Here is a 25,968-nt window from a genome sequence, read left to right on the forward strand (position 1 = left end):
TCGTCAACGCCGACGGAGGACTTGGCCGCGACGCGGGACGCGACACAGGTCGTGACGCAGGTCGTGACGCAGGTCGTGACGCAGGTCGTGATGACCTCCCCCTCTCCCGACAGGCCTGCGACGAGCTGGTGCATGTCGCCACCTGCGGGTCGACCAACGATCTTGCGCGAAGGCTCTATCCCAGCCTGGGGAGCCTGCCCATGTCAGCGGGTTTTGGAGACGCTGCGGACGGGTGGCGCGGTCGTCCCTGGCGAGGAGTAGGCCGCGTTCCCGTCTGCCTCGTGGTCGCCGACGAGCAGACCCAGGGTAGAGGCAGACTTGGCCGCTCGTGGCAGAGTGGCGTAGGCGATTCACTCACGGCATCCTTCGTGCTCGCGCTCCCCGCCTCCCTCATGCGGGGCTCGGACTCGGGACTGCTTACCCTTGCCGCTGGCCTTGCCGTGCTCGACGCCCTGCGCGACGTGGTCGTCGATGCGGGTGGCCTCGGTGTCGCGGGTGATCTCGGTGTTGCGGGTGGCCTTGGTGTCGCGGGCAATGCCGGTGGCGCAGCGCACGCTGTCGATGGTGCCGGAACCGCGGTCGCCGCTAGCCCTGCCCAGCTGCTCGGACTCAAGTGGCCCAATGACGTCTACCTGGCCGGACGCAAGCTTGCCGGCATCCTCTCGGAGGTGGCGTTCTCGGATGCGGATGACGTGGGGGTGGTCGTCGGCGTCGGGGCCAACCTCCTCGTCGCGGCCGACCGGCTGCCTACGCCCCTCTCCACGTCGCTTCAGCTGCACTTCGACGGGCTGCCGCCCTTTGCCGAGCTGCGCGACCGCCTGTGTGCCGGCATCGCGCGCGGCCTGCGCCGGCAGATGGGCGCGCTCGCGTTTGGCGGCGAGACAGCGCGGGACGAGCTCGTCTCTCGCGTGAACGTGGAGAACGTCCTTCGCGGGCATCCCGTCACGGTCGACCTCGCCGCCGGTCATAGGGTGGAGGGCGTCGCGGGGGACGTGCGCGCGGACGGATCGCTCGAGGTCCTTCCGGCGGATGGCAACGGCTCCTCCGGTGACGGCTCGTGGCCGGTTCGCGTGACTGCCGGTGACGTGCTTCTCCGCCGTGCACCCCTGATGCCGCACACGCAGTAGCGCACGCTCGGGCGTCGAGCACGCTGTCGCGCACATCCCTGACATCAAGCACGCTGTTGCGCACAACGGCCCCTCTCGCCAACTGGGGAAACGCAGAGCCCGCTGTGCGTTCGTGCGTGCTGGACGAAAAGCGTGTGCGCATGTGCGTGCGAGGCGAGAAAGGCGTGCGCTCGCGCGTGCGGGATGGGCGTGCAAGGTGAGAGTCGCATGCGGTCTGGGCGCATCGGGCGAGAACGGCGTGCGCTCGCGCGTGCTCGACGCAGTGCCCGCCTCGGAATAGCCACTGGCCACGATGTCAGCCGCACCCGCCGATGGCCACCGCGTGCCGTCTGCGCCAGCTAGTCGTTCTCGTCCAGCCACTCCCGAAGCATGGCCAGGTAGCGCGGCGTGTCCTCCACGAAGCAGGCGTGCCGGCAGCCCTCGAAGAGCTCCCAACGCGCCCCGGGGATGCCGTCCGCGAGCTGCTTGGCGACCAGCGGGGAGCAGAGGTCCTGGGTCCCGCTCACCACCAGTGCGGGGCAGCGCACCTCTTTCAGGCGCCCCGCGTACTCGAAGCCGGCGAGCGTGCCACTCGGCATGAGCTCGTTGTCTCCCCACGCCGCGAGGTAGGACTCGCGGCCGGCGCGCTTGGGCCTCCTCAGGCACTCCGGGCTCGACTTGTCCGGCTCCCCGGCGCAGAAGAGCTCCAGGTAGCGGGCCTCGGCGGCGCGAAACTCCGGCGTGTCGAAGCGCCCACCCCTCTCCGCCTCCTCCATGGCCCTGCGCTCGTCCGCGCCCAGGTAGCGAAGCCGCCGGTGTCCCTCGCTGCCCCAGAGGCTCGCCGATGCCAGCGTGCTGCTGAGCACCATCGACCTCACGCCCACGCCCCCGCGGTCCAGGAGGTGCATGAGCGCAAGCATCCCGCCCCATGACTGCCCCAGGAGGTGGATGCGCTCCAGCCCAAGCCCCGCGCGCAGGGCGTCGAGCTCGTCCAGCCAGGTGTCCGCGCGCCAGAGCTCGTCATGCCCCGCCAGCCCGTCGTCCCACGAGAGTCCGCAGCCCAGCTGGTCGTACATGACCAGCCTCCTGCCGTCGAGGTCGGCCAGGTCGTCCAGCACCTCGAAGTAGTTGTGCGTCGACCCCGGTCCGCCGTGCAGGAGCACGAGCGGCGCACGGCCGGGCAGCTCCTCGTCTGGCTCGACGACGCGCCAATGGGTCTGGTGGCCCAAGAAGGGCAGGTATCCTTCGCTGATGTGCATCTTGCCGGCCTTCTGTCGCAGCTGTGTTGGTGGCCTTTCTCCCCCAGCCTATACTCAGGGAGAAACCAAGGGGAGAGCGACCTCGCGTCCGGGGCCGTCGCTCCCGCCCAAGAGGAGGAACCATGGACCAGAACGGCTTCTTCGTCAAGTCCGACCGCATCGTGCTGGCGGGCGGCGTCGTGGCTTCGGGCTACCTGCCCGTGGCGGACGGCGCGTTCAGGCCCGTAGTGCAGGAGCTGCCCGAGGGGGCAGAGGTCCTGGACTGCACGGGCAAGTGGGTGACGCCGGGCTTCGTGGACACGCACATCCACGGCTTTTTGGGACATGACGTGATGGACTGCGACCCCGAAGGCATCAACGCCGCGAGCGTCGAGCTCGCGCGCCACGGCACGACCTCGTGGACGCCCACCACGCTGACCCAGCCTGCCGAGCAGATCGGCGAGGCCTGCGCGAGCGTCTGGCAGGCAGACCAGCTGCGCGGCGACGACTTTGTGGGCGCACGCATCGAGGGCATATTTCTGGAGGGCCCCTTCTTCACCGCCGAGCACGCTGGCGCGCAGAATCCCGCGCACATGAGCGACCCCTCCGTGGAGCAGGTCTGCGCCTGGCAGGACGAGGCGCACGGTCTCATCTGCAGGGCGTCCCTGGCGCCCGAGCGCCCGGGCAGCGCCGAGTTCTGTGCCGAGATGTCGCTGATGGGCGTCGCGACCGCGCTCGGCCACTCTAATGCCAGCTACGAGGAGGGCGTCGCCGCCGTGGGATCGGGCGCGACCTCCTTCGTGCACACGTACAACGCCATGACCGGCCTGGGCCACCGCGCGCCCGGTCTGGTGGGAGCGGCAATGACCACGAGCGAGACCTACGCCGAGCTCATCTGCGACGGCATCCACGTGCAGGCGCCCGCGGCCCGCGCGATGGTCAACGCAAAGGGCTGGCAGCACGTGGCGCTGGTGTCGGACTGCCTGCGTTGCGGCGGCATGCCGGACGGGGACTACGAGCTGGGTGACTTCCCGATCCGCCTGCAGGACGGCGTGGCGCACCTGCTGGACGCCGACGGCAGCATGGGCAACATCGCCGGCTCCGTGCTCACGCTGGCACGCGCGGTCAAGAACGTCGTCGACTGGGGCGCGGCCACGGCCGAGCAGGCCATCCGCATGGCGAGCGAGATTCCCGCGCGCATGTCGGGCGTCGACGACTGCTGCGGCGTGATCCAGGCGGGCCGTGCGGCCGACTTCAACGTCATGGGTGCCGACCTCGAGCTCGAGACCACCTACGTGGGTGGCGTGCCGGTGAGGTAGGGAGGCCGCGGGCCCCCGGCCGGCGCCAGCGTAGCAAGAAGGCCTCGGGGCCTCGGCCGGCGCAAATGCAACTGCAGTAAGAAGGCCGCGACTCGCTTCCCTGGGGAGACGGGCCGCGGCCTTCGCCGTGCTGGAACCGGAGCCACTTGCGCCTAGTCCCTGAGCGAGCCCTCCTTGAGGAAGCTCCCGTCCTCGAGCTCGCGGAACGCGTCCATGAGCTCCTCGCGGGTGCTCATCACGATGGGTCCGCCCCAGGCCACGGGCTCGTCGAGCCTCTTGGAGCTCATGAGCAGGACCTGCGCCCGTTCGTCCTTGCCCTCGATCACGACGCGGTCGCCGCCCTCCAGACGCACGGCCGTCTTGGGGCCCACGGGCAGTCCGCCGATGCGCGCGGAGCCCTCCAGGGTGAAGGCCAGCACGGAGCGGTCCTCGTTCACGTCGATTGCCACGGTCCTGCCGGGCTCCACGCCCAGGTCGTAGTAGTCGAGGGGAAGGTGCTCGCCCTGGTAGCCCGTGTGCGTCCTGCCGTCGGTGTCGACGTAGCGGCCCGCGAGCAGGCGCAGGTCCCCGCCCTCGATCTTGATCTCCTCGATGTCCGAGCTCCGGATGGCATGGTAGCGGGGGCTTGCCATCTTCTCCGCCGCGGGCATGTTGAGCCACAGCTGCACGCCCAGGAGCCGCTTCGCGGGAGGGATGGTCTCCTCGTGCATCACGCCGGAGCCCGCGCACATCCACTGCACGCCGCCGTCGCTCACCGTGTCCTCGTAGCCCATGCTGTCGCGGTGGTGCATGCCGCCCTGGCGGACGTAGGTGATGGTCTCGATGCCGCGGTGCGTGTGGAAGGGGAAGCCGGCGGTGTAGTCGTCGGGGTCGGTGCTGTCAAACGAGTCGAGCATCAGGAAGGGGTCGAAGGCGTCGGCGGTCTGGTTGCCCAGCACGCGGACGAGGCTGACCCCTCCGCCGTCGATGGTCCTGAATCCCTTCACCACGTTGGTCGCGTGCCTGTCCATGTCTGCCTCCTTCGGCTTGCGGCGCCGACGGGCCCCAGAGGTGTGGACCTACAGTTCGCCGACGTCGCACGCTTTGCGATGCTGCTTGTATACCGTTCGCACGGGGCGACTAGACACACGAGCCACTCGCTGTGTCGATTATATGTGCACGATTAAATAGCGCGCTATAAAATTACGAGGCGGACCTAAGATGCGATGCGCAAGCAGGGGAGAGGGGCGCAGGCGACCCAGCCGCAACGTCCCGCCAAGGAGAGGAAACGAACTTGGCAGTGAACAAGGACGCGGCGAGTAAGATCCTGGAGCTGGTTCCCGAGGAGTACATCAAGCGCATCCCCGTCTTCGTGCGTGCTCACGCGACGGGCAAGACCGTCGAGAAGATAGCCGCCGAGCACCCCGACCTCTTTGCGATCGCGGAGCAGGAGGGTCCCCTTACCGGCGAGGCGAAGGAGCAGCTCAGTGCCATCGTGAACGGCATATTCGAGCAGAAGATGGCCAAGCACAACCTGTAGGCCCGGGCCTGGCTGCATCGATCCCGCTGCGCGGCCGCCCGCCCGTCGTCGAGCCCCGCCCGGATGTGACGAAAGCGTGTGAATGGGAGAGAAGCCGCGACCGTTGCTTCGACGCTCCTCTCGCTTCCTAAAATGAAATCAGAATCCAATTGTCGGATTTTGAGCGACCGGACTTTGAGCGCGGGCTCGCGCGGCTTCCCCTTGGTGCCGACGTGCCCCCACAGCTCGGACGACGACGGGAGGCGAGAGCGGATGCCAGCGGTCAGGCACGGCTACAACACCAGGCAGCGGCAGGCGGTCTTCGACTTCCTCTCGCGCCACGCCGACCACTACCTCAGCGTGGACGACGTCTTCGGGAGCCTGCGCGAGGAGGGCTCCAAGGTGGGCCGCACCACCGCCTACCGCACGCTCGAGGCGCTCGCGCGCGACGGCGCCGTTGCCAAGGTCGTCTCGCCGGGTGGGGGAGAGTCGCGCTATCGCCTGATCGACCCCGAGCGTCCTGACGAGGGCCAGCTGGTGTGCCTGGGCTGCGGCAAGGTGCTCGCCCTGGACTGCCACATGCTGGACGACCTGCACGAGCACGTGCGCAACGACCACGGCTTCGCGATCGAGTTCTCGCGCACCGTGCTCTATGGCTACTGCGACGACTGCCAGGCGGCCCATCCCGGTGCCTCGCCCGCCGACGCCGACGCGGCTCCCGCGGGGGAGAGCGGCTTCCATGCCTAGCCCGTCCTCGCCGCTGTGCGTCGGCCGTCCTGACGTCCCTGCGCGCGCCCGCGCAGTCCACGGCGGCCGTCCGCGCGGTCCTCTCGCCCTCGCGCTCTGCCTCGTGCTCGCCCTGCAGCTGGGCCTCTCGGCCCTGTGGCTCGCGCGCGAGTCTCACCACGAGTGCCAGGGCGAGGGCTGCCCCATCTGCCGCACCATGGCCCAGGTGGCGCGCGTCGCCGGCAGGGGAGCGCTGCCGGCCGGCCCCGCGCCGCGACCCGTGGGACTACCCGCTCCCGCGAGCGTCCTCGCGATCGTGGCGTGCTGCGTCACTCTCGCCCGAAAGACGCCCATCGACCTGGGGGTCCGCCTCGACATCTGAGCCTCGTGCCAGATCGAGCCCAAGAAGCGGAGACGAACCACAGGAGGAACAAGCATGAACCAGTCCATCAGCAAGAGCTTCGGTCCCATCGTGTCCCGTCGCGGGCTGCTCGCTGCCGCCGCGATCGGCGCCGGCACGCTGCTCGCCGCCTGCTCGAAGCCTGCGGGCCAGGACGGCGCCGCCGCAACGACCGCGACCGACTCCGGCAAGCTCAAGGTCGTCGCGAGCTTCTATGCCATGTACGACTTCGCGCAGAAGATCGCCGGCGACCGCGCCGAGGTCAGCTGCCTCGTGCCCGCCGGCACCGAGCCCCACGACTGGGAGCCCTCCACCGCCGACCTGCGCAGCCTCGAGGAGGCTGACGTTCTGGTGTACAACGGCGCCGGCATGGAGCACTGGGTGGACGACACCCTGAAGAGCCTCTCGAACTCCAAGCTGGTCACGGTCGAGGCCAGTAAGGACGTCGACCTGCTCGAGCTCAGCGCCGAGGCGCTCGAGGAGGAGAAGGCCGAGCACGCGGAGCACGGCGAGGACCCGAGCGAGGTCTCGACCACCGACCCGCACTGCTGGCTCTCGCCCACCAACGCCGCGATCCAAATGCGCGCCATCGCGGACGGCCTGATTTCTGCCGACCCCGACGGCAAGGACGCCTACGAGGCCAACTACGACAAGTGGTCGGCCGAGGCCGCCAAGCTCGACGGCGAGTTCTCGCAGGCGATCGAGAAGCTGCCCAAGCGCGACATCGTGGTGAGCCACGAGGCCTTCGGCTACCTCTGCCACCAGTACGGCCTCAACCAGATGGCCATCGAGGGCATCGAGGCCGACGCCGAGCCAGACGCCCAGACCATGGCCAAGATCGTCGAGTTCGTGAAGCAGCACGACGTGAAGTACATCTTCAGCGAGGAGCTGGTGAGCCCCAAGGTGGCGCAGGCCATCGCCGAGGCCTCCGGCGCCCAGGTGGAGGAGCTCAACCCGCTCGAGGGGCTCTCCGACGAGGAGCTGGCCGCGGGCGCGGACTACTTCTCGACCATGCGCAAGAACCTCGAGGCGCTTAAGAAGGCGCTGGCCTGATGAGTGCGGGCTCGAGGCCGGTCACGCTGCGGGACGTTCGCTTCTCCTACCGGGGCACCGAGGTGCTGCGGGGGGTCGACCTCGAGCTCGGCGAGGGGCAGATCTGCGCCCTCGTGGGAGACAACGGCGCGGGCAAGTCCACGATCGCACGTTTGGTGGTGGGCGAGCTCGCGCCGGACTCCGGCACGGTGGCCCTCTTCGGCCAGAACCCGACGCGCTTCCGCGACTGGGGGCTGGTGGGCTACGTGCCGCAGCTCCCCCCGGAGGCAATCTCGCGCTTCCCGGCCAGTGTGCTCGAGCTGGTGGACGCGAGTCAGTACTCGCTGGGACGTCGCGCGAGCGGACGCGAGCGGCGTGCCCGGAGCGAGGAGGCGCTGGCCCGCGTGGGCCTCGCCGCCTACGGGAGGCGGATCATCCGCGAGCTCTCTGGCGGGCAGCTCCAGCGCGTGAGGCTGGCCTGCGCCCTGGTGGGGGACCCGCGTCTGCTGGTGCTGGACGAGCCCACCAACGGCCTGGACAGGGAGAGTCGCAGCATCTTCTACCAGCTGGTGGCGGACGCGCATGACGAGAGGGGCCTCGCGGTCCTGCTCGTGACCCACGACCTGGCCCCGCTGGGCGAGCTGGGCTGTCGCGTGGTGGAGGTCGGCGACGGCGTGGCCGTCGAGCGCGGCGGGGGAGACGGGCGCGGTGGGGCTGGCGGCAACGTCGCCGGACGTTCGGGAGGTGCGGCCTGATGCTCGCGTACGTGTTCATGCAGCGCGGCCTGGTGGTGGGCGTGCTCCTGGGCGTCGTGATTCCCCTGGTGGGGGTCACGGTCGTCCTGAAGCGCCTCTCGATGATTGGCGACGCGCTCTCGCACACCTCGCTCGCCGGCGTCGCCGCGGGCCTGGTGGGCGGCCTCAGCCCGGTGGGCGGGGCCATTCTCGCCTGCCTGACGGGAGCCCTGTGCATAGAGGGAATCCGCCGACGCTTCCGCGACCAGTCCGAGCTCGCCGTGGCCGTGGTCATGGCAGCGGGAATCGGCCTCGCCGGCGTGCTCTCGGGCTTCGTGCCCAACGCCTCGAGCTTCAACAGCTTCATGTTTGGCAGCATCCTCACCGTGAGTGCGGAGGAGACCGCGACCATCGCCGTCATCAGCGCGCTGGCCGTGCTCGTCTGCCTGCTCATGCGCCGGGAGCTCTTCCTGATGTCCTTCGACGAGCGCCACGCGCGCGCCGTGGGGGTGCCCGTCTCGGCCGCGAACTTCGCCTTCGTGATTGTGGTCGCGCTGGTCGTGGCCGTGGCGTCGAGGACGGTCGGCTCGCTGATCGTCTCGTCGATGATGGTGGTGCCCGTGGCCTGCGCGCTGCAGCTCGCCCGGAGCTGGAGGCAGACCTGCGTCATCTCCAGCGTGGTGGGCGTCGTCACCACGGTGGGCGGGCTGGTCGTCTCGTACTACCTTGGGCTCAAGCCGGGCGGAACCATCGTGCTCATGGCGGTGGCCCTGCTGCTGGTCATCCTCGCCGCGAAGAAGCTCGCCTCCCTGCTGCGCTAGGCCCGCTTCCTGCTGCGATGGGCCCGAGGATTGGACGGGGTCGTGGTCGTACGACCCCGGAGTCGTACGACCACGGAGTCGGGCGGGGCTTGGGGTCATACGGGGTTGGAGTCGACAGCATTTCTCACAAAATGCTGTCGTTTTTCTCTGCCAACAGGCCAAACGCAAAATTTGACAGCAAATCTCACAGAATGCTGTTTTTTTGCCATGGCCGTCTTGGCAGCCGACGCTCCGGGCGGAATTGTGGCCGACTGGTCAAGGCGCACATCACTGGCAGCTAGCTGCACGCGCGGTATTTTTGCCCTCGCTACAATCCGTCCATGGACATCGTCTTCTCGCATAGGACCTCACTCGCGCTCATCCGCGCATGGCGCCGGAGCCATCCGGCACACGACCGTCCGCGGCCGTGTCCCTTCCCCCTGAAGCGGGGTGCTGGAGAACGGATCAAGAGGCAGGACCTCATGTCCCGGCTGCGCGTCCTTGGCATTGACGGAGAGGCCTACCTGGCAAAGTGGGGCAAGCTCGACTGCCTCTGCCATCCCGATACAAGGCGTTCGAGCAATGCGTTCCTCAAGGGGAAGGCATACGCGGGCGAGCCCGAGTTCCCTGCATTCTTGTGTTTGGGAGAAGGAGTCTACGCCTGCAGTGCCGCCCTCACGCTCATGCAGCTCTCTTCCTCGCTCGAGCTTGGCCTGCTGTCAAGCGTCGCATCCGAGCTGGAGGGGACGTTCGCGCGCGACCCGGTCGACCCCGTCAGGGGGGAGGTGGCTTTTGGGCTTGCCCCCTTCGCGGAGACGGATGAGCTGCTTTGGGAGCTCGCTCGGCTTCCTTCCTCCAGTGCCACGTCACGCGTGGGGCGTGCCCTGGGGCTTTCGGGTCCGAACGCCTGGTCGCCCCTCGAGGCCGTGCTTGCGACGCTCCTTGCGCTTCCCGGCGGGGAGGGCGGCTACGACCTGGGTCCCATCATGCTCAACAGACGCGTGCAGGCTGGGGCTGGCTTGCCCATGACTCGCACGTCGAGGGTTCCCGACATCGAGTTCAGGCAGGCACCCGTCTGCTTGAATTATGACGGGGAGGGACACCTTGACCTGCGTGGCCTAGAATCGGCGGCAATGGACCTCGGATCCCGTCCCGGAGACGCCGGTCTGGATCGCAGCCTTCGGTCCCTCAGGCTGCAGCCGAGGCGGAAGTACGTGGATGACCGGCGCCGCGAGAGGGATCTGGCTGCGAGCGGCCGGGCGACCCTCGTGGTGACCAAGGAGGACCTGCTCGAGCGCGGGGCCATGGACCTGCTTGCGCAGCAGCTGATAATCTTGCTGGAGAGGTCGACCCGCCAGAGCCTCATGCTGCCACGGCAAGCCCTTGCGGACGAAGGGTTGCGGGCAAGGCGAGAGAAGCTTCTCTCTACGCTGCTGTTCGAGCATCCGTAGGGGCAAGGTGGCGCTGCCGGGGGTAATGATGCCATCCCCGGGGAGGCCGACAGCATTTTGTGAGAATTGCTGTCTTCGATTCCCGCCAACAGGCCAAACGTGAAAATCGACAGCATTTCGTGAGATTTGCTGTCTTTGCTTGCCTTCGACGACGGGCGACGCGCCCCTTGCTCCCCGCGGGCTCAGCCCAGCGTGCGCAGGAAGAAGTCGCGGGCGTTGGAGAAGAAGACCTTCTCGCATAGCTCGTCGCCAAAGCGGGCGGCCATGCGCTCGTGGAAGGCCGGAAGCCTCTGGCAGCTGTCAAGCCAATCCGGCACCTCCGAGCCGTCGTAGTCGCTGCCCAGGGCGATGGCGTCCTCCCCACCCAGGTCGAGGAAGTGCTCCACGTGCGCGGCAAGCTCGTCGAAGCTCACCTCGGGCGTGGGGCGGCCTGCGACCATCGCGCCGTCTGCCGCCGCGCGCTCGGTGACGAAGGCGCGGAAGTAGTTGAGGCCCACGAGGCCCCCGCGTTCCACGATCGCGCGGAACTGGTCATCGGTCAGGTTGCGGGGGTGCCCACAGACGGCACGGCTGTTGGAGTGCGACGCCACGAACGGGGCATCAGAACACGCGAGCAGGTCGGCGAAGCCCTCGTCGTTGAGGTGGCTCGCGTCCACGACCATCCCCAGCTCCCCCATGCGCCGAACCGCTCGGCGGCCAAGCGCGCTCAGGCCGTCGCAGGTCTCGTGCCCGCTGGCCAGGGCATTCCTGCCGTTCCAGCAGAGGGTGACCATGCGCACCCCGTCCTCGTGCAGCCGCTCGAGGTAGCCGAGCTCCCCTTCCATGGGGGAGGCGCCCTCGAGGGTCAGGAAGGCTGCCACGCGCCCGGAGGCGACGGCCGCGTCCACCTCGCCGGCGGTGCGGACCTGCGCCACGGCGTCGGCGTGGCGGGCGACCTGTTCGGCGAAGTAGGCCTGCGCGCTCGAAGGCGGCGCGGGGCGAGAGCGGCGTGCCCTCCAGGACCTCGGGCACCCAGATGGCGAAGCACTGGCACCAGCCGTCACCCGCGACCTGGCGCATGCGGCCGAGGTCCAGGGCGAGGCGATTATGCGCCAGGTCGTCCGCGTCGTTGGGGCCGAGGACGCTGCCGATGGCGTCCACGCCGCGCAGGGCGAGGACGTCGATGGTGTCGCAGTGCAGGTCGAACACGCGCATGGCTGCCTCCAGGGGCACGGGAAGGGATCGGGAGAGAGCCGCGTCAGTCCGTCGTCGTGGCATCGGCCTGGCGCACGGGCCAGACGCCTATCCCGCGAGCAGCCAGCGCTCGAGCTCGTCGAAGTCGTGGGCGACGAAGTCGGCGCCGGCCTCCTCGGGATGCGGGTGGCTCCAGGCGACGATGCACGAGGCGAAGCCGGCGGCACGCGCGGCTTGGACGTCGCTGGGCTGATCGCCCACGTAGGCGCAGTGCGAGGGGTCGGCCACAGCAAGCCGGGCAAAATGCAGCAGGGGGTCCGGCGCGGGCTTGTGGCGCTCGGTGTCGTCGGCGAGGACCACCTGGTCCATCAGCTCGTCCAGTCGGAACTTGCCAAAGAAGCGCTCGTACTCGTCTCTCTCGCGGGAGGTGACGGCACCCAGGCCCAACCCATGGCTGGCAAGGGAGAGGAGCAGTTCGCGCGCGCCGGGGAAGAAGGCCGCCTCGTCCGCGAAGTCCGCATAGGCGTCGTTCCAGCGTCGGGCGAACTCCGACGGATTCACGTCCAGGCCAAGGGGACCCAACGCGTCCTCGGTGGTGATGCCAAAGGCCACACGGAACTCGTTCAGGTCGAGCTCGCGCCCGTAGCCGCGTGCTGCCTGCTGCCAGGTCTTGAGCAGGACCTGCTCGGTGTCAACGAGGGTGCCATCCAGGTCAAAGGCGATGTGGGTGAATCTCATGGGAGCTCCGTTCGTCTCAGCGCGGGCAAGTCCCTCGCAACGTAGGCAGTCCCCTCGCAGCGCGGGAAAGCCTCCGCAACTATACTCGTGGACGAACCGCGCGTTCGCGGACGGACCGCATGCGACGACGGAAGTCACCCGTGCGCCACACGAGCCGTCCGCCCATCACGCGAATCGAGGAAGCCCAGAGGCAGGGGAGAAGGCCCATGGCCACCGACGTGCGACTCATTCTGACCGACATCGACGGCACGATCCTGCCCTACGGACAGAAGGTCGTGGGACGACGCACGCTCGCCGCCTTCCACCGCGCGCTGGACGCGGGCCTGCGCATCGGGCCCGCCAGCGGCCGAGGCCACCAGTGGATCGCCCCCCTGCTCGGCGGGGACGAGGCCTGCTGCGCCACGGCCCTGGCCTCCAACGGCATGCAGGTCTACCTGGACGGGGAGCTCGTGCATGAGGAGCTCCTGACGCAGGGGGCGCTCCGTCGGCTGGCGAAGGCCGTGGCGGGCATCGGCGGGGCGGGGGCGGTGGTCTTCGACGACGCCACGCCGCTGCTGGTCCAGGGCTCGCTCGACGACCTCGAGGCCTGCTTTCCCTCGTACGCCGCGCGCTGCCGCGTGGTGGACGACGTCCCGGTGGCCTCCGCGGTCAAGGCGAACGTCTTCCTCGACGGAGACCTCGCCGCCATGCACGAGCTTGCGGACCGCCTGGCCTCCGAGCTGCCCGAGCTGGCCTTCGACGTGCCGCAGCCGGGCTGGATTAACGTGATGACGGCGGGCTGGGGCAAGGGCCCGGCCATCGACGTGCTCTGCGAGCGGTTGGGAATCGGCCTCGACCAGGTGGCGGTCTTTGGCGACGGGGGCAACGACGTGAGCATGCTCGAGCACGTGCCGCTCTCGTTTGCCGTGGAGGGCGCGGCGCCGGAGGCGAAGGCAGCGGCGAGCCGGCAGCTGGGCCGCGTGGAGGACGAGGCGGTGGCCGACGCCGTCGACGCCCTCGTCAGGGGAGAGATGCCTCGCTAGGCCTTGTTAGGCCTCGCAAGAGGCCCTGCTAGAGGTCGGCGTCCGAAGCCATCAGCTCCGCGATGTTGAGGTGCGTGACGCCGTCCCGCGTCGTGGGGAGGGGGTCTAGGGTGAGCAGGTAGCGCGGCCACCCATCCCTGATTAGCGAGAACGGACGGAACTCCCGTTCCTCCACATTCTGGTCGACGATGCTCATCGACACCTGAACATAAACGTAGCGCTGGTCCTTCCGTGCGATGAAATCCACCTCCAACCTGCCAACGCGTCCCACGCTGACCGTCCATCCGTGGCGCCTCAGATATTGGTAGACCACGTTCTCGAGGGCTGGGCCGTAGCTGACCTGGTTGTCCGTGTTGAGCGCGTAGTAAAGTGAGAGGTCAGCGAGGTAGTGCTTCTCGCCTCCGTGAAGGCTCCTCCTGCTCTTGAGGTCGAACGTGGGGCAGCGATAGAGCACCTTGGCGGCCTCCAGGTAGCCTGCGTAGCGTGAGACCGTCCTCGCGAGGACGGGCGTCCCTTGAGCCTCGCGGAGCTCCTCGGCGATGTTGGCGAAGTTCGTAGGTGCCGCGTAGTTGGAGACCATGTATGTCATGACGCGTCGGAACGCTTCGGCATTGCGGACCTTGCCGGCGCGTCTGCTGACGTCCTTCTCGATGACCTGGGCGATGACGTCCGCTACGTAAGCGGAGCGTGCCGCAGGGTTGGGGAGCCGCACGGCGCCGGGCATGCCGCCTTCGCGCAGATATCGCTCGAACTCCGCTGCCGTAGGGCCGATTTCTTCGCCGAGTGCCTCCCTCATGCCGAGCCACTCGGGGAATGCCAAGGTAAAGAGCTCAAGCTCGACGTAGCGCCCAGTGAGCTTTGTGGCGAGCTCCCCAGAGAGGAGGTAGGAGTTGGAGCCCGTGATGAAAATCGAGACGCCTTCGAGCCTCCATGCTTCGACGACTGCCTCGAAGCCCTCCACATTCTGGACCTCGTCGACGAAAAGGTAGCGGCCGCGCGGGTCCTCCCCTATGGCCGCCTCGATGGCCTTGTCAAAGGTGTCGGGATCCCTCACGCGCCGGTACCTCCTCGCGTCGAGGTCGAGGTAGGTGATGCGGTCCTCGCCGACCCCACGCTCGCGCAGCTCCTCCATCACGGTCTGCATGAGGCAGGACTTGCCGCAGCGTCTCATGCCCGTCACGACCTTGATGAGGTCAGTGTCGTAGAAAGGCCTTAGCCGTTCGAGGTACAGCTCACGTCTGAAGAGTTCCGCCATGGATCTTGCCTCCTTGAAAATGCTCGTTTAAGGATACATAACTTGTAAAAAAATGCAAAGTATGTATCCTTAACGACCACTTTCCCGGTGGTGCCTCTGGCAGTGTCTGCGGCACCGCTGCACTATTGCATGGGTCGCATTGATCATTTTGCATGGGGATGGCTGACGGTCTGACATGGGTCACTTCGCCAGCGCGAGACTTGGCCCATCGCCATCATTTCGCTGTTCGAAGAGCGGGCGCCTTGCGGGCAAAGGCAGGCGGATCTACTGACTGGGGTCGTTGCTGTTGGGCTTGGCGCGAGCGCTCAACGCCCTGCTAGCCCCCGAGTTCGACCTCCACGGAGTTACGTCGCGCGTGACGCTTCCGCTTCTCCTCGTACATCGCCCTGTCGGCTTCGCGCATGAGGCGCTGCACGTCCTCGGTGCTGCTGACCAGGTCCTCGGCGATGCCGATGGAGAAGCCCAGGGGGTGACCCTGCACTTCGAGGCCATTCTGGCTCGCCCTCGTCTGGAACGATGCCCTGCCATGCTCGATGTACGCACGAAGTCCCTCTTTTCCCAGGCTCGACGAAACCAGCGCGAACTCGTCCCCTCCCATACGGTAGATGCGGGTATGCTCGTCGAGGTTGATGGACATCCCCGAGGCAAGAAGGGACAGGATACGGTCTCCCATGAGATGCCCGAAGGCGTCGTTGTAGTGCTTGAAGTTGTCTATGTCGATGATCGCGAAGGCGATCCGCTTTCCCACCCACCTCGCGTGGTCCTGCTGCAGTGCCCGGGTGTTGTGCAGCCCCGTGAGCTCGTCGTGGTACGAGTAGCGTGCCAACCGCTCGCGCGCCTGCGCCCCCCGCACGTACTTGTAGTGCTTAATGCAACATGAGGTCATGAGGATGAGGCAGAGTATCTGCAGGTTGACGGTATTTCCATGGGTCAGGACGCCTGCCTCCTTTGTCGCATGCAGCATGAAGCTGAAGGTGCCGAACAGTATGGGGACGAAGACGAAGGGCTTGACGACGAAGATGCAAATGATGCTGACCATCTGAGTGAGAAACGCGTACATGCCGTTGCCGCGCGCGATGTCCCCGAGCGAGATATAGATTCCGAACGCGATGCTCACCACGACGAACTGGATGATAGCGGCACGCGAGAGTAGCTCGTTGCACGGCCTTTTTCTGCAATTACGTACGGCGAAGGTACAGGCAATGAGGAACAGGGCGCTCAGCATCTGGATGGCATAAGCAGCGCTGTGCTGGGCGATCCAGCTCATTCCCATTTTTTCGACCACTTGGGGGTTGCTAGACATCCTGGCGCTGTTCTGCAGCATGTAGCATTCCAGCACGACCACGATCGAGGACAGGATGGCGCCATAGTTCAGGTTGGCGTTGGTGATGAAGCTCCTCTCGAAGGGGGTTTGTCGCCTGAACCCGAAAGAGACCTGCAGCACCTCTCTGACAGATAGCGGGTGGGGCCCACCTACACTCTCGATGCTTATGTCGTATCCCATCCCATTGTTCATCTGTACCTACTTCAACGAACTAGCTCCCTTATTTTTGCACGATGCGGCTTTGCTGGATACTCTGAAAAACGATGGTCTCGACGAACGAGCGCAAGAGCTGCCGGACACGGGGTCGGAAGCTGCGGGTCAACAGGTCGCACCTTCTGATCCTCTCTATTTTGATATTCAGCTTGAAGTTATCCCTACTCTTCCTTTAAAATCGCCTTAAGCAAAAAATTAAACTTGGCAAACCTGCCGAAAGGCAGCGACGCAAAGCTATAGGGCCTTAACTGGTAACCAGCTGCATTCTCCGCAAGGGGGGCAGCCGGCTGTTTTTGCGCGAAGTCGTCGGACGAGCACACATAGCTGGGAGGACGGCACACCAATTATCCCAAAGCCGGCGTCAGCCGGATGAATAGGGAGCGAAGATAGTACGTGGCAATAGAGAGGAGCGCCATATGATGCACGGTATTTCTATGGAGGGACGGTTCAAGGCATTGCTATCCACGCTGTTTGCGATGGTGCTTGCTCTGGGCGTCTTCTTCCCGTCTGCAGCGCTTGCAGAGACGACGGGTGTGACTGCCGCCAACCAGGGTACGGCAACCGGCAAGCTCACCGTCACCGGTCTGACGGATGGAGACAAGGTTGACATCTACAAGATCGTCAACACCACCATCCAGGGAGACAATACCCTCAAGCACGAGTTCGCCGCCGACTATGGCATCTCATTCGACGCTTACAAGGTCTATGCCTCCGACAGCGTGGAGATGAAGAAGGCGGCCGAGACCATCGGTTCGAGCGCCAATCTCGGTGCGGTGGCCCAGCCCCAGAAGACCGCGACCGGCACTTCCGTCGAGTTCACCGGCCTTTCCGCGGGCGAGTACCTGGTGAAGGTCACCCCTGCCAGCGGCAAGGTCGTTTATCAGTGGTCCATCGCCAAGCTCGAGTACACGGCTGAGACCGGCGGTGTCTCGTACAAGCTGAACGACGGCAGCATCGCCGTGAAGAACACCCCGGTCACCATCGACAAGAAGGCTACCGGCGAGGACGCCGACACCCACAACACCTCCCAGTACTCCGTGGGTCAGGTCATCCCCTATACCGCTGAGGTGACCATCCCTCAGTATCCCAGCAACGCCACCAACAGGAAGTTCAAGGTTACCGATACCATGACCGCGGGCCTCACCTACATGAAGGCCGTGGGCTTCTCCATCATGGTTGGCTCGACCGATGTTTCCGGGAGCTTCGATATCACGCATAATGCAGATGGTTTCGTCGCTGAGATCAAGTCCGATGCAGCCGCAGCGTTCTTCTCGACCTACAATGCTGGTCAGAAGCTGACCATCAAGTATGGCGGCAAGATCAACTCCAGCGCCGTGGTGAACACCCCCGACGTGAACACCATCACGCTCGAGTTCGCCAACAACCCCTATGACGAGCATTCCAACGACACGGTCACGGATCACGTCGACAACAGCACCTTCGGACTCAAGCTCGTCAAGGTGGACAACGATACCGCCTCGCCCAAGCCCCTCCAGGGTGCCGAGTTCACCGTGTACACCGATTCGGCCTGCGAGCATCCGATGGTCGACGAGAACGGTAGCGTCATCAAGCTGACCACCAACGCTCAGGGCATCGGCACCGCCAAGGGCTTCGGCGAGGGCACCTTCTATGTCAAGGAGACCAAGGCTCCCGCTGGCTATACTCCCTCCGGTGATATCAAAACCGTCACCTTCAAGGCAACCAAGACCTCGAACCCCGGTGGCGGCTACACCATCACCATCGAGCATGAGGGTACCGGCGAGTACCTCAACTTCTACGACGCCGGCAGCATCGTCAACGTTCCCCAGCCTGGACTGCCCGTCACGGGTGGCGCTGGCACCGTGGCTCTGACGGTCGTTGGCGTTGGCCTGATGGCCGCCGCTGGTGTGATCGTTGCTCGCAGCCGCAAGAACGAGGCGTAGGTGCTCGTTTCCTAGGATGCGTTCGCCTCTCCGGGAACCGCCTTATCTGAGGCGGTTCCCGCGAGGCAATCGGGAATGTGATTGCGCGAGAAGGTCTGTCCTTCTCGCTCCAACAACAGGTGATGGGAGCTGCATTGGGAGGGACCGTGAGGAAAAGGCCAATCATGGTCCTTGCCGTCCTGATTTTCGTGGGCGGTGCCTCCCTCGTTGCCTATCCCTATGTAAGCGACTTCTTCTATAAGCGGGCTCAGGCCCAGGTGAGTTGGAATCAGGACCAAGCCGTTTCGTCCCTCCACCAAGAGGACCTCAGCACGCAGAAACAGGACGCCTACGACTACAACGATCGTCTCCTTGCTGGCAAGACCGTGGTCACAGACCCCTTTGACCCCTCCCAAAAGGCTGTCAGCGAGGGGGAGTACGGTTCCCTTCTCAACGTGCTGGGTGATGGCATGATGGGCTCCATCTCCATTCCAAAGCTCGGTCTCGATAGAGTTCCCATATATCACGGGACCGACGACGAGGTTCTTCAGAAGGGTACCGGTCACTTGCAGGGTACGTCACTGCCTATAGGAGGTGATTCTTCGCATAGTGTCCTGGCAGGGCATACGGGATTGCCATCGGTCAGGATTTTTGATGGCCTGGACAGGCTTGCGGTCGGGGACTACTTCGTGATTCAGGTGTTGGGCGAGGATCATGCCTACCGGGTCTATTCGGTCGAGACAGTGCTGCCCGAGGAGACTAGCTCGCTTGTGATAGAGCCAGGTCGCGACCTCTGCACCCTGGTCACCTGCACTCCCTACGGAGTCAACACCCATCGGCTCCTCGTGCATGCGGAGCGCTGCGACGTCCCCCAGGAATGGATCGACCTCCAGTCCAGACCGGCCTCGCTGAACGGCCTGATACGCAACGTGCAGGAGAACTCGCTCCTCGTCTATTCGCTCATGGGGCTTGCGGTTGCTGTTGGAGTGGGAATAGGCATCTTTGTTCTTAGACGCCGCAAGGGCACCTCAGGTGACGTTGCCAGCAAGGTGGTAGATGACGGACGAAGGGGACGTCACTTCAGAAGCTAGCTCGGCGGCAGTACGGGATGCACGGTGTTTCCACGTGAGGCACAACGCACGGTAGGACAGGTCACGACGTATCCGAGAGGAGGCAAACATGGCGAATGGAAAGAGGAAAGTCGCATCGACCGCCCTTGGTGTTGCCGTGTTTCTTCTCGGATCTGCCGTGCTTCTGTACCCCGAAATCGACTCCTGCGTCGCACAGAGATCGGCCAGCGAAATGGTGAGCGATGCTATGGCAAAGGATGCCAGGGATGCTGACGCGCAGGCGACGGAAGGCAACGGGCGTGCCAAGAGTGGCGATCCTGCCTACAGGTACCTCTTGCATTACAACGAGAAGGTAAGGAACGGGAACGGGGGAGCCATCAACGACCCCTGGGGCATAGGCGCCGACGTCTCCGGCCTCGAGGGAATGGGGCTGGAAGAGGACGTCATCGGGTCCATAACCATTCCTCGCCTGGACGAGACCCTTCCGCTCCTGCTGAACGCAACGACGGACCACATGGCAGTGGGTGCCACTGTTATTTCGGGCACCTCGGCCCCCCTTGGCGGACAGGGGGACAACTGCGTCATAGCTGCGCACAGGAGCGTATGGCATGGGCTGCGGATGTTCCGTGACATAGAGGACATGGAACTGGGTGACCTGCTCACCATCGACACTCTGTGGGACAGTCTCACGTATCGGGTCGTCGAGACGAAGGTCATATCTTCCGACGATGCCGACGCGCTGCGTCCCCAGGCCGGACGCGATCTGGTCACCCTGTTCACCTGTCACCCCTACAGGCATAACTACCAGCGCTATCTTGTCATCTGCGAGCGCGTGCAAGAGGGGGGTACGCAGGAGGTGCCCAGGGGCATTGCAAGGCTCGTCGTCCAGGCTGCCAATCCCAGCGACTCTCCCGACCTCGTGATGGAGCGTTGGATTCGCGTGGGAGGCCTTCTGATGATGCTTGTGATGGTGACTGCAGGAGTCGTCGTCCTAGTCGGCAGCAGCTTGCGCGGCAGACGTGGAAAGGTCCTTGCTGGGCACGCCCGCGGCAATGGGCATGCCAAAGGGATGGGCAAGAGTCGTCCCCCTGCCCGGGCTGGTGGTTCTGGTGATTGATGGCATCGGTCGGGCCGGTGCCCCTGAGCAAGACTTCGTTGGTTGGAGGGTGTCGTGAAGAAATTGAACTCATCAATGCTTGGCAGGGTGCTCGTGCTGTTGCTGGCATTGTCTATGGCCGTTCCCTCCGATGGAGTCTGGGCCATGAGCCGCGCCTTCGCCGCAGAGAGCGGGGAAGAAGTCGCAGTCGCGGGCGACACGTCTGCCCCGTCAGCGAGCACGGGCGCGGGTGAGGATGGGTCAGATAGTGCGGCTGACTCACGCGTCGAGAGGCGGACCCTCGACGTGGCCGTCTTCGAGGACGAGTCCCTGAGCAGGCCCCTTGAGGACGCACCCAAGGTCACCATCACGGGCGAGCTTCCCGCGGACGCCGAGGCAAAGGCTTACGTTGATGACATCACCGACAAAATCGAGGGAGTCGACGACTCCGCCGTCGGCCTCACGCAGGAGGACGAGGAGCGGCGTGCCAAGGAGTATGCCAGTGACGGCGAGACGGACCCCTTGAAGGATGACTCGAAATCCGTCACGATTGCCTCCCTCAACCTTGCCCTCTACGACGAGGCGGGTACAGCCATGGACGCAAACCTCCTGAAGGGTGAGGTCGAGGTTGGTGTCGGCTCAGACAAGTTGCCTGATGGTGAGAATGCAAAACTCAAGGTTTATTCGATAGGCAACACCGAGAAAGAATCAAGTGCAGGAGCCGAGAGCGCTGAGGAACTCGATGGCGCCAAGTTTTCTGATTCGAATGACTCGGTCAAGTTCAATGTCACTGGAGCGGGGACCTATGCAGTGGTACGCGGCGCGAAACTCCTACGTCGCGACCAGCCGCTGTATACAGGCTTCAGCGCGCGTGACCTGGGCATCCAGACAGACTTCTTCGACTACTACGGTGATGTTGTGAATGGCAATCCATTCGATAGCGGCGCCAATAAGTTTGCGAAGCCCAACACCACAGGTATCAACTCCAATGGTCATCGCCTTCAGTTCTATGGATACGGAAGCGTCAAAAAGGACGACCCAAATAACATTAACCACAATATTTCCATCAACAACTACACTTATGGCGCTACTCCGCTCTCCGATACTGGCGAAGACGCCACCCAACGTTCCTCGGCTCTGCAGGGGATCGTCCAGAACAAGCTTGGCGAGGACGGCTACCCGGTCCTTGCTCCTGGATTGCGCTGGAAGTATGACACGGATGACCGGACTGACGGAACCGAGAGCCTCAGTTACCTGTTTGATGGGTCGGTCCAAGCTGGCAAGAAGTCCTATATGGGTCTTGACGGCTTCATCCAGAAGGGTCGCATCGACCCTGCAAACAACCAGTTCATCCGTGATGAGAACGGCAGCTACTACGGATACAACAGCAACGAGACCTATGCCTATTACAACAAGGAACAGGGCAATGGTGGCTATGTCACTCTCTACGATGACACGTACCCAAAGGCCGGCACCTCGTCCTACATGATTGGTTTCTTCCCCTTCGATAACTATGATTCCTCAAGAAACAACGTAGGCAGTTGGGATCCGCACAGCAACCCGAACCCTCTCAACCACCACAACGGCGTGACGATGAGCGCTACCTTTACCCTCCCGCCTGATGGCCAGGTGTCAAATGCTGACGGTACCAAGAGCGATATGCTTTTCTCCTTTTCGGGAGACGACGACGTCTGGGTGTATATCGATGGCGTGCTCGTGCTCGACATAGGTGGCATCCATCAGCCCGCGCAGGGTACGATAAACTTTCATACGGGCGAGACGACCATGGGCGGTGACCGTTTCCTCGGTCGCACTGCGTATACGGAAGATGTATATGATGCTGGTGCCGGGACTACTCTTGGCAAGAACAGCTCCATAGCGCAGGCGTTTGAAAAAGCAGGCAAGACGTTCGATAGTAGTCCGTATTCCACGCACACCATCAAGTTCTTCTATCTGGAACGCGGTGGCGTGGACTCGAACTGCATGCTTGCCATGAACCTCGCGTTCACTAAGGCAACCGAGCTGACCGTCGATAAGGATTGGGCGGACGGCGACAGGCTCCACACTGACAGCGACGACTCCGTGTATGTCCAGCTGTACCGTCAGGTTGACGGTGGCGAGCGCGAGGCCGTTGATGAGCCCGTAAAGCTGGATAAGGACTCGAAGGACAAGTACGGCATCGGCCCCTTCCGCCACACCTTCGACAACCTGCCGGTGCGTGACGAGCTCAACCACGAGATTAAGTACACGGTGGAGGAGGGGACGCTCGAGGGAGGCGCGTTCGTCCCCAAAGAGGCGGGGATACAAACCAGTGGCAAGGTGTATACGCTCGACAAGATCGAGTATCGGTATGCGAAGGGAGCCCATGGTGCCGATCCCAAGGTGGAGACATATCGTCCAGACGATTCCTCGACCTTCGGTGCAGCATTCCACAACGGTAACGAGGATCCCCAGATTGGCACCGCAGTCATCACAAACAAGCCGAGCACGAAGCTGACGGTCGAGAAGCAGTGGAGGGATGACTCGGGGAATGCTCCCGACCCCGCCTCGCATGAAAACGATTCCGTATGGGTTCAGCTCTACAAGCTTCGCAAGTCAGGAGGCTCGTTCCCCAGCGAGGATCAGGCGACGGCTGTGGGCAGCCCCATCGAGCTCAAGGCATCCAATAGCTGGCGGGGAGAGTTCGATATCGTCGAAGAAGGAGAGGACGTAAAGTATATCGTCCGCGAAGGGACCTACGATGGGTCTACCTTTACACCCTCAGATGTGATTTACGCTGCGAAGGCAGACGCTGCTGATGCCGGCCAACCCTATCAGCGCGTCTCGACCACATACACAGTTGACGAGCTCAAGCAAAACTACAAGACTGAAGTGGTCCCGACTCCAGGGGGCGGCGCTTCTCAGCAGATCGTCAACTCTTTGAGCTACAGGCTGCATTACGGACAAGTCGGAGGCATCCTCCATCGATACATCGGAACCTATCTCACAGGCGAGCTCGATGACGGAATCATTGACCCCTTTGCACAGAAGGGGGTAGGTGGAGAAAGCGGTGGGCTCAATGACTTCTGGTGGAGCACGCGTGATCTTGTTCCTGTTACCTTCGCCATACCCGAGAATGCCAAGACCTTCAAGGTGATGGGTGCCGTGCATGGGAATGACTTCCACATTTTCCAGCAAGATGGAAGGGTGGTGCGACTGAGTGAGAGCGCCGTGGGGGCGGGCTACACGACGACCGTCACTGGTGACCAGTTCACCATCCAATTCGACGAGAGCTATGTGGCAAGCCACAAGGGGCAGACCCAGACCATTCTTGTGCCCGCGGGCGTGAAGCGTACCGCACAGAACCACTATGCAATGCTCACCTGGCTCAATGGTTTCAACAGGCATGGATATATCGACCTGCAGATGAGGGGAACCACCCTCGGCGGCTCCTCCACGACCGTGCAGACGGTGCCGGATGGCGACCCATGGGTCGAGAACGGCAACGCTTCCGATGGCGGCGTCCAGTTCCTCATGGAGCATGAGACAAGTGCGACCCAAAGGAAGACCACCATTGCTGGACACACTGTCATCGCAAACAAGCCGCTCAAGACTCAGATTGCGATTCTCAAGCAGGATGCGGACACGAATGAGGCTATGAACGGAGTCACGTTCACGCTCTACAGGTCCAATGCGAGCTGGTCAAAGGGAGAGAAGATCTCGAGTCAGACCACGGACATCGATGGCGGTGCGATTTTCGCATCCATCAATGATGGCTACTACGTGCTCGAAGAGGAGAGGGGTTCTGCCAACTCCACCTATGCGCTTCCCGGGGGATTCTGGAAGGTTCAGATAAAGGGTGCGCAGGTGAAGCAATTCCTCGATCCGTCTGGCGCAAGTGTCCAGGCTTCTGACAGCATAGGCCAGTATGTCCTCAAGAACACAAAGGTTAAGACGGAGCTCGAGGTCTTGAAGACGGACGGAGCGAGCAGCACGGCTCTTCAGGGAGCCTGCTTTACGGTGAGCACTGAGGGTGGGAAGTATGTCCAGGCAGATGGATCTCTGAGCGGAAGCGCTTACGAGTTCATGACAAATTCCAGCGGAAAGATTGTCATCCGGAACCTTACGGCGGGCACCTACTGGCTCTCAGAGACCAAGGCTCCTGTGGGTTATCAGAAGCTGGGGAACGACATTCGAATACAGATCAACAACGATGGCACACAAGCACTATTCTACGAGGGTGCTGCTCAGCAGAATGTGAGCATCCTGAACCATAAGGTCTCTATGACGGTGAAGAACAGCAAGGCCCCCGACCTTCCGTTTGCCGGCGCAACGCCGCGCGACTTCCTTTTCGTGGGCCTTGCGATTGCCGCCCTCGGCGCCGTTCTGATGGCGTTCACGATGAGGCGCAGGGACGTTTGGGAGTAGGGGGTTGTTCGGTGCTCCGTCCAGCATGTAGGGCAGTTCGTTGATTTGTGGCGGTGGCTAGGTTTCGTCGCGACCTGGCCACCGCCTGGCCTACTTAACGTGGACCTCACGGTGGGCTGCAGGAGGGTTTCGTAACCATTACCCATTTGTGCTGCGCTGGTCCGTCGGGCACGAGTTCGGATAAGCTGACTCCATTCGCGGCCGTGCCCCGATTCCGGCCGATGTATTGATTCCCGTACCAACAAGGAGGAACGCATGACACTGGAGGACAAGGACGCCTCCGAGCCTTCGTCTGTCGAGGCATCGGAAGCCGTAACAGAAGTCACCGCGACGGCCGTCAGGCCCGCCGCACCCACCCAGGAGGCGCCCGCGCGTACCGGTGCCCCCGTGCCGCCGGAGGGGCTGGGGGAGGCCGTGGCCTCCACCGCCTCTGGCGCCAGCGCATCCACGCCTGATGAGTCCGCACCCAAGAAGCCAGTGAACAAGAAGGTTGTGATTGGCATCGTCGCCGCGGCAGTCGTGCTCGTCGGCGTAGGCGCCTTCCTCTTCGCGCGAGGTCAGGCTGCGAACGCGGGTCGTCTCGCCATCCACGAGTCTGCCGAGAAGATCGTCTCTGCAGACCAGGAGCTCGTCGAGTTGGATCGGTATGCCGACCTCGATTATTTCTCTCTGACGCTGAGCGACCCCTCTGCGATGGATGACACCTTCTCGTCCGCAACGGACTCCCTCGACGCGGCACAGGAGGCGCTTGACGGGGCAAAGTCGAGCGAGTGGGCGCTCGACGGCGCTGACAAGGACGCGATCGCCGCGCTGCAGAGTTCCGTCGACGCTCGCAGGCACATGGTCGAGGTTGGCCGCAAGGTCGTCGACTCCCTCGGCGGTGCCTATAGCGCCAGCAAGAGCATTACTTCCTACTACTCTGGCCTCAATGACTTCCAGACCAGCGTCGGCGACGCGATCAGCGTGGTCAACGCTGCGTCTGACGTCGCGTCAATCGATTCGGCTCGCTTCAAGTCAGATGCCAATGACGCGAAGCAGCATGCGAGCGCCCTCGTCTCCGATATCAGCGCCGCCAAGGCGGCCGTCCCGTCTGCGGACTTCTCCAAGTTCCAGACGGTCGCGGACAAGAGCTCTTCGTTGGCAGACCTCCTGAACCAGCTCTCTGCTGCCATCGCCTCTGGGGACGCCTCGTCCGTCAACTCGATCGCGCAGACATTCAACTCGGACAAGAACGAGCTCGCCGCTGCCATAACGAAGACAGAGACGCTCTCTGACCTTGTGGACATGCTGGTGACGGACGAGGACAAGAGCCTCGCGGCCGACTACCAGTCCGCCCGCGACGCCGCTGTCGCCTCCCTGGAGCCCCTGAGCTCTTATACTGGTATTGACCTGAGCGACCTGACGAAGGGTTCGAGCCTGCTCGACTAGGAAGGCCGTCGCATCGCGCGCCCGAACGCCACAGCTG

21 protein-coding genes and 1 riboswitch are annotated in these 25,968 nt (G+C 64.1%); of the genes, 15 read left to right on the plus strand and 6 right to left on the minus strand.

Annotation, left to right across the window (positions count from 1 at the left end; genetic code table 11):
• Positions 1-200: 200 nt before the first annotated feature.
• On the plus strand, positions 201-1,127 hold the full coding sequence (locus HMPREF1008_RS09895; protein WP_156797670.1) for a biotin--[acetyl-CoA-carboxylase] ligase: 927 nt from the start codon (positions 201-203) through the stop codon (positions 1,125-1,127).
• 338 nt (positions 1,128-1,465) lie between these two features.
• On the opposite strand, the gene pepI is transcribed toward HMPREF1008_RS09895, so the two are convergent.
• The gene (pepI, locus tag HMPREF1008_RS05590; protein WP_009278882.1) at positions 1,466-2,365 is read right to left on the minus strand and encodes a proline iminopeptidase; all 900 of its coding nucleotides are present in this window, start codon (positions 2,363-2,365) and stop codon (positions 1,466-1,468) included.
• 122 nt (positions 2,366-2,487) lie between these two features.
• Here pepI and nagA point away from each other — a divergent pair, with 122 nt between their 5' ends.
• Positions 2,488-3,663: an N-acetylglucosamine-6-phosphate deacetylase gene (gene nagA, locus HMPREF1008_RS05595; protein WP_009278883.1), complete on the plus strand. Its 1,176-nt coding sequence runs from the start codon at positions 2,488-2,490 to the stop codon at positions 3,661-3,663.
• Between the two features lie 152 nt (positions 3,664-3,815).
• Here the strand turns inward: nagA and HMPREF1008_RS05600 are convergent, their stop codons facing one another.
• Positions 3,816-4,673 carry a pirin family protein gene (locus HMPREF1008_RS05600; RefSeq protein WP_009278884.1) on the minus strand — a complete coding sequence of 286 codons (858 nt, stop codon included), beginning with the start codon at positions 4,671-4,673 and terminating at the stop codon, positions 3,816-3,818.
• A 269-nt stretch (positions 4,674-4,942) separates the two neighbouring features.
• On the opposite strand from HMPREF1008_RS05600, the gene HMPREF1008_RS05605 reads away from it, so the two are divergent.
• From HMPREF1008_RS05605 to HMPREF1008_RS05635, 7 genes are all read left to right on the plus strand, one after another.
• Positions 4,943-5,182, plus strand: coding sequence for a hypothetical protein (locus tag HMPREF1008_RS05605; protein ID WP_198003192.1), 240 nt, complete (start codon positions 4,943-4,945; stop codon positions 5,180-5,182).
• A 252-nt stretch (positions 5,183-5,434) separates the two neighbouring features.
• Positions 5,435-5,908, plus strand: a complete 474-nt coding sequence (locus HMPREF1008_RS05610) for a Fur family transcriptional regulator (RefSeq protein WP_009278886.1) — start codon at positions 5,435-5,437, stop codon at positions 5,906-5,908.
• Positions 5,901-6,269: a hypothetical protein gene (locus HMPREF1008_RS05615; protein WP_009278887.1), complete on the plus strand. Its 369-nt coding sequence runs from the start codon at positions 5,901-5,903 to the stop codon at positions 6,267-6,269. The genes HMPREF1008_RS05610 and HMPREF1008_RS05615 overlap by 8 nt, the downstream gene beginning before the upstream one ends.
• A 54-nt stretch (positions 6,270-6,323) precedes the next feature.
• Positions 6,324-7,340, plus strand: a complete 1,017-nt coding sequence (locus HMPREF1008_RS05620) for a metal ABC transporter substrate-binding protein (RefSeq protein ID WP_009278888.1) — start codon at positions 6,324-6,326, stop codon at positions 7,338-7,340.
• Entirely contained in the window at positions 7,340-8,074 is a 735-nt protein-coding gene (locus tag HMPREF1008_RS05625) for a metal ABC transporter ATP-binding protein (RefSeq protein WP_009278889.1), read from the plus strand. The genes HMPREF1008_RS05620 and HMPREF1008_RS05625 overlap by 1 nt, the downstream gene beginning before the upstream one ends.
• Entirely contained in the window at positions 8,074-8,874 is an 801-nt protein-coding gene (locus HMPREF1008_RS05630; RefSeq protein ID WP_009278890.1) for a metal ABC transporter permease, read from the plus strand. The genes HMPREF1008_RS05625 and HMPREF1008_RS05630 overlap by 1 nt, the downstream gene beginning before the upstream one ends.
• 461 nt (positions 8,875-9,335) lie before the next feature.
• Positions 9,336-10,304 (plus strand): hypothetical protein, encoded by a 969-nt coding sequence (locus tag HMPREF1008_RS05635; protein WP_009278891.1) that lies wholly within the window; start codon positions 9,336-9,338, stop codon positions 10,302-10,304.
• A 182-nt stretch (positions 10,305-10,486) separates the two neighbouring features.
• On the opposite strand, the gene HMPREF1008_RS10635 is transcribed toward HMPREF1008_RS05635, so the two are convergent.
• Both HMPREF1008_RS10635 and HMPREF1008_RS05645 read right to left on the minus strand, forming a co-directional pair.
• Complete coding sequence (locus tag HMPREF1008_RS10635) at positions 10,487-11,704, minus strand: membrane dipeptidase (protein ID WP_083823492.1); 1,218 nt, start codon at positions 11,702-11,704, stop codon at positions 10,487-10,489.
• Complete coding sequence (locus HMPREF1008_RS05645; protein ID WP_009278893.1) at positions 11,586-12,215, minus strand: HAD family hydrolase; 630 nt, start codon at positions 12,213-12,215, stop codon at positions 11,586-11,588. Before HMPREF1008_RS05645 ends, HMPREF1008_RS10635 begins: the two co-directional genes overlap by 119 nt.
• Before the next feature lie 206 nt (positions 12,216-12,421).
• Between HMPREF1008_RS05645 and HMPREF1008_RS05650 the strand changes: the two genes are divergently transcribed.
• Positions 12,422-13,237, plus strand: a complete 816-nt coding sequence (locus HMPREF1008_RS05650; RefSeq protein WP_009278894.1) for an HAD family hydrolase — start codon at positions 12,422-12,424, stop codon at positions 13,235-13,237.
• Between the two features lie 28 nt (positions 13,238-13,265).
• Here HMPREF1008_RS05650 and HMPREF1008_RS05655 read toward each other — a convergent pair whose 3' ends face one another.
• The gene (locus tag HMPREF1008_RS05655; RefSeq protein WP_009278895.1) at positions 13,266-14,492 is read right to left on the minus strand and encodes an ATP-binding protein; all 1,227 of its coding nucleotides are present in this window, start codon (positions 14,490-14,492) and stop codon (positions 13,266-13,268) included.
• Between the two features lie 316 nt (positions 14,493-14,808).
• Positions 14,809-15,936 (minus strand): GGDEF domain-containing protein, encoded by a 1,128-nt coding sequence (locus HMPREF1008_RS05660; protein ID WP_198003154.1) that lies wholly within the window; start codon positions 15,934-15,936, stop codon positions 14,809-14,811.
• A gap of 286 nt (positions 15,937-16,222) precedes the next feature.
• Positions 16,223-16,324: riboswitch (cyclic di-GMP riboswitch) on the plus strand.
• A gap of 139 nt (positions 16,325-16,463) precedes the next feature.
• Between HMPREF1008_RS05660 and HMPREF1008_RS05665 the strand changes: the two genes are divergently transcribed.
• The 5 genes from HMPREF1008_RS05665 to HMPREF1008_RS05685 all read left to right on the plus strand — a co-directional run bounded on the left by HMPREF1008_RS05665 (position 16,464) and on the right by HMPREF1008_RS05685 (position 25,931).
• Positions 16,464-17,951, plus strand: a complete 1,488-nt coding sequence (locus tag HMPREF1008_RS05665) for a SpaH/EbpB family LPXTG-anchored major pilin (protein ID WP_040656749.1) — start codon at positions 16,464-16,466, stop codon at positions 17,949-17,951.
• A gap of 164 nt (positions 17,952-18,115) precedes the next feature.
• The gene (locus tag HMPREF1008_RS05670) at positions 18,116-19,021 is read left to right on the plus strand and encodes a class C sortase (RefSeq protein WP_198003155.1); all 906 of its coding nucleotides are present in this window, start codon (positions 18,116-18,118) and stop codon (positions 19,019-19,021) included.
• Positions 19,022-19,109: 88 nt separating this feature from the next.
• A complete protein-coding gene (locus HMPREF1008_RS09900) occupies positions 19,110-20,117 on the plus strand; it encodes a class C sortase (RefSeq protein WP_009278899.1) in 1,008 nt (335 codons plus the stop codon).
• A 54-nt stretch (positions 20,118-20,171) separates the two neighbouring features.
• The gene (locus tag HMPREF1008_RS05680) at positions 20,172-24,503 is read left to right on the plus strand and encodes a SpaA isopeptide-forming pilin-related protein (protein ID WP_009278900.1); all 4,332 of its coding nucleotides are present in this window, start codon (positions 20,172-20,174) and stop codon (positions 24,501-24,503) included.
• A 255-nt stretch (positions 24,504-24,758) separates the two neighbouring features.
• Positions 24,759-25,931: a hypothetical protein gene (locus tag HMPREF1008_RS05685; protein ID WP_009278901.1), complete on the plus strand. Its 1,173-nt coding sequence runs from the start codon at positions 24,759-24,761 to the stop codon at positions 25,929-25,931.
• Positions 25,932-25,968 lie beyond the last annotated feature (37 nt).

Source organism: Olsenella sp. oral taxon 809 str. F0356 (assembly GCF_000233535.1).
GTDB classification, from domain to species: Bacteria; Actinomycetota; Coriobacteriia; order Coriobacteriales; family Atopobiaceae; genus Olsenella_I; species Olsenella_I phocaeensis.

Bases quoted from the DNA above. Each gene is read 5' to 3' on its own strand.
- HMPREF1008_RS05665 (WP_040656749.1), top strand. From the start codon at position 16,464: ATGGAGGGACGGTTCAAGGCATTGCTATCCACGCTGTTTGCGATGGTG.
- HMPREF1008_RS05655 (WP_009278895.1), bottom strand. From the start codon at position 14,492: ATGGCGGAACTCTTCAGACGTGAGCTGTACCTCGAACGGCTAAGGCCT.
- HMPREF1008_RS05615 (WP_009278887.1), top strand. From the start codon at position 5,901: ATGCCTAGCCCGTCCTCGCCGCTGTGCGTCGGCCGTCCTGACGTCCCT.
- HMPREF1008_RS05610 (WP_009278886.1), top strand. From the start codon at position 5,435: ATGCCAGCGGTCAGGCACGGCTACAACACCAGGCAGCGGCAGGCGGTC.
- HMPREF1008_RS05645 (WP_009278893.1), bottom strand. From the start codon at position 12,215: ATGAGATTCACCCACATCGCCTTTGACCTGGATGGCACCCTCGTTGAC.
- nagA (WP_009278883.1), top strand. From the start codon at position 2,488: ATGGACCAGAACGGCTTCTTCGTCAAGTCCGACCGCATCGTGCTGGCG.
- HMPREF1008_RS05670 (WP_198003155.1), top strand. From the start codon at position 18,116: ATGGTCCTTGCCGTCCTGATTTTCGTGGGCGGTGCCTCCCTCGTTGCC.
- HMPREF1008_RS05600 (WP_009278884.1), bottom strand. From the start codon at position 4,673: ATGGACAGGCACGCGACCAACGTGGTGAAGGGATTCAGGACCATCGAC.
- HMPREF1008_RS05685 (WP_009278901.1), top strand. From the start codon at position 24,759: ATGACACTGGAGGACAAGGACGCCTCCGAGCCTTCGTCTGTCGAGGCA.
- HMPREF1008_RS05620 (WP_009278888.1), top strand. From the start codon at position 6,324: ATGAACCAGTCCATCAGCAAGAGCTTCGGTCCCATCGTGTCCCGTCGC.
- HMPREF1008_RS05650 (WP_009278894.1), top strand. From the start codon at position 12,422: ATGGCCACCGACGTGCGACTCATTCTGACCGACATCGACGGCACGATC.
- HMPREF1008_RS05625 (WP_009278889.1), top strand. From the start codon at position 7,340: ATGAGTGCGGGCTCGAGGCCGGTCACGCTGCGGGACGTTCGCTTCTCC.
- pepI (WP_009278882.1), bottom strand. From the start codon at position 2,365: ATGCACATCAGCGAAGGATACCTGCCCTTCTTGGGCCACCAGACCCAT.
- HMPREF1008_RS09895 (WP_156797670.1), top strand. From the start codon at position 201: ATGTCAGCGGGTTTTGGAGACGCTGCGGACGGGTGGCGCGGTCGTCCC.
- HMPREF1008_RS09900 (WP_009278899.1), top strand. From the start codon at position 19,110: ATGGCGAATGGAAAGAGGAAAGTCGCATCGACCGCCCTTGGTGTTGCC.
- HMPREF1008_RS05635 (WP_009278891.1), top strand. From the start codon at position 9,336: ATGTCCCGGCTGCGCGTCCTTGGCATTGACGGAGAGGCCTACCTGGCA.
- HMPREF1008_RS05630 (WP_009278890.1), top strand. From the start codon at position 8,074: ATGCTCGCGTACGTGTTCATGCAGCGCGGCCTGGTGGTGGGCGTGCTC.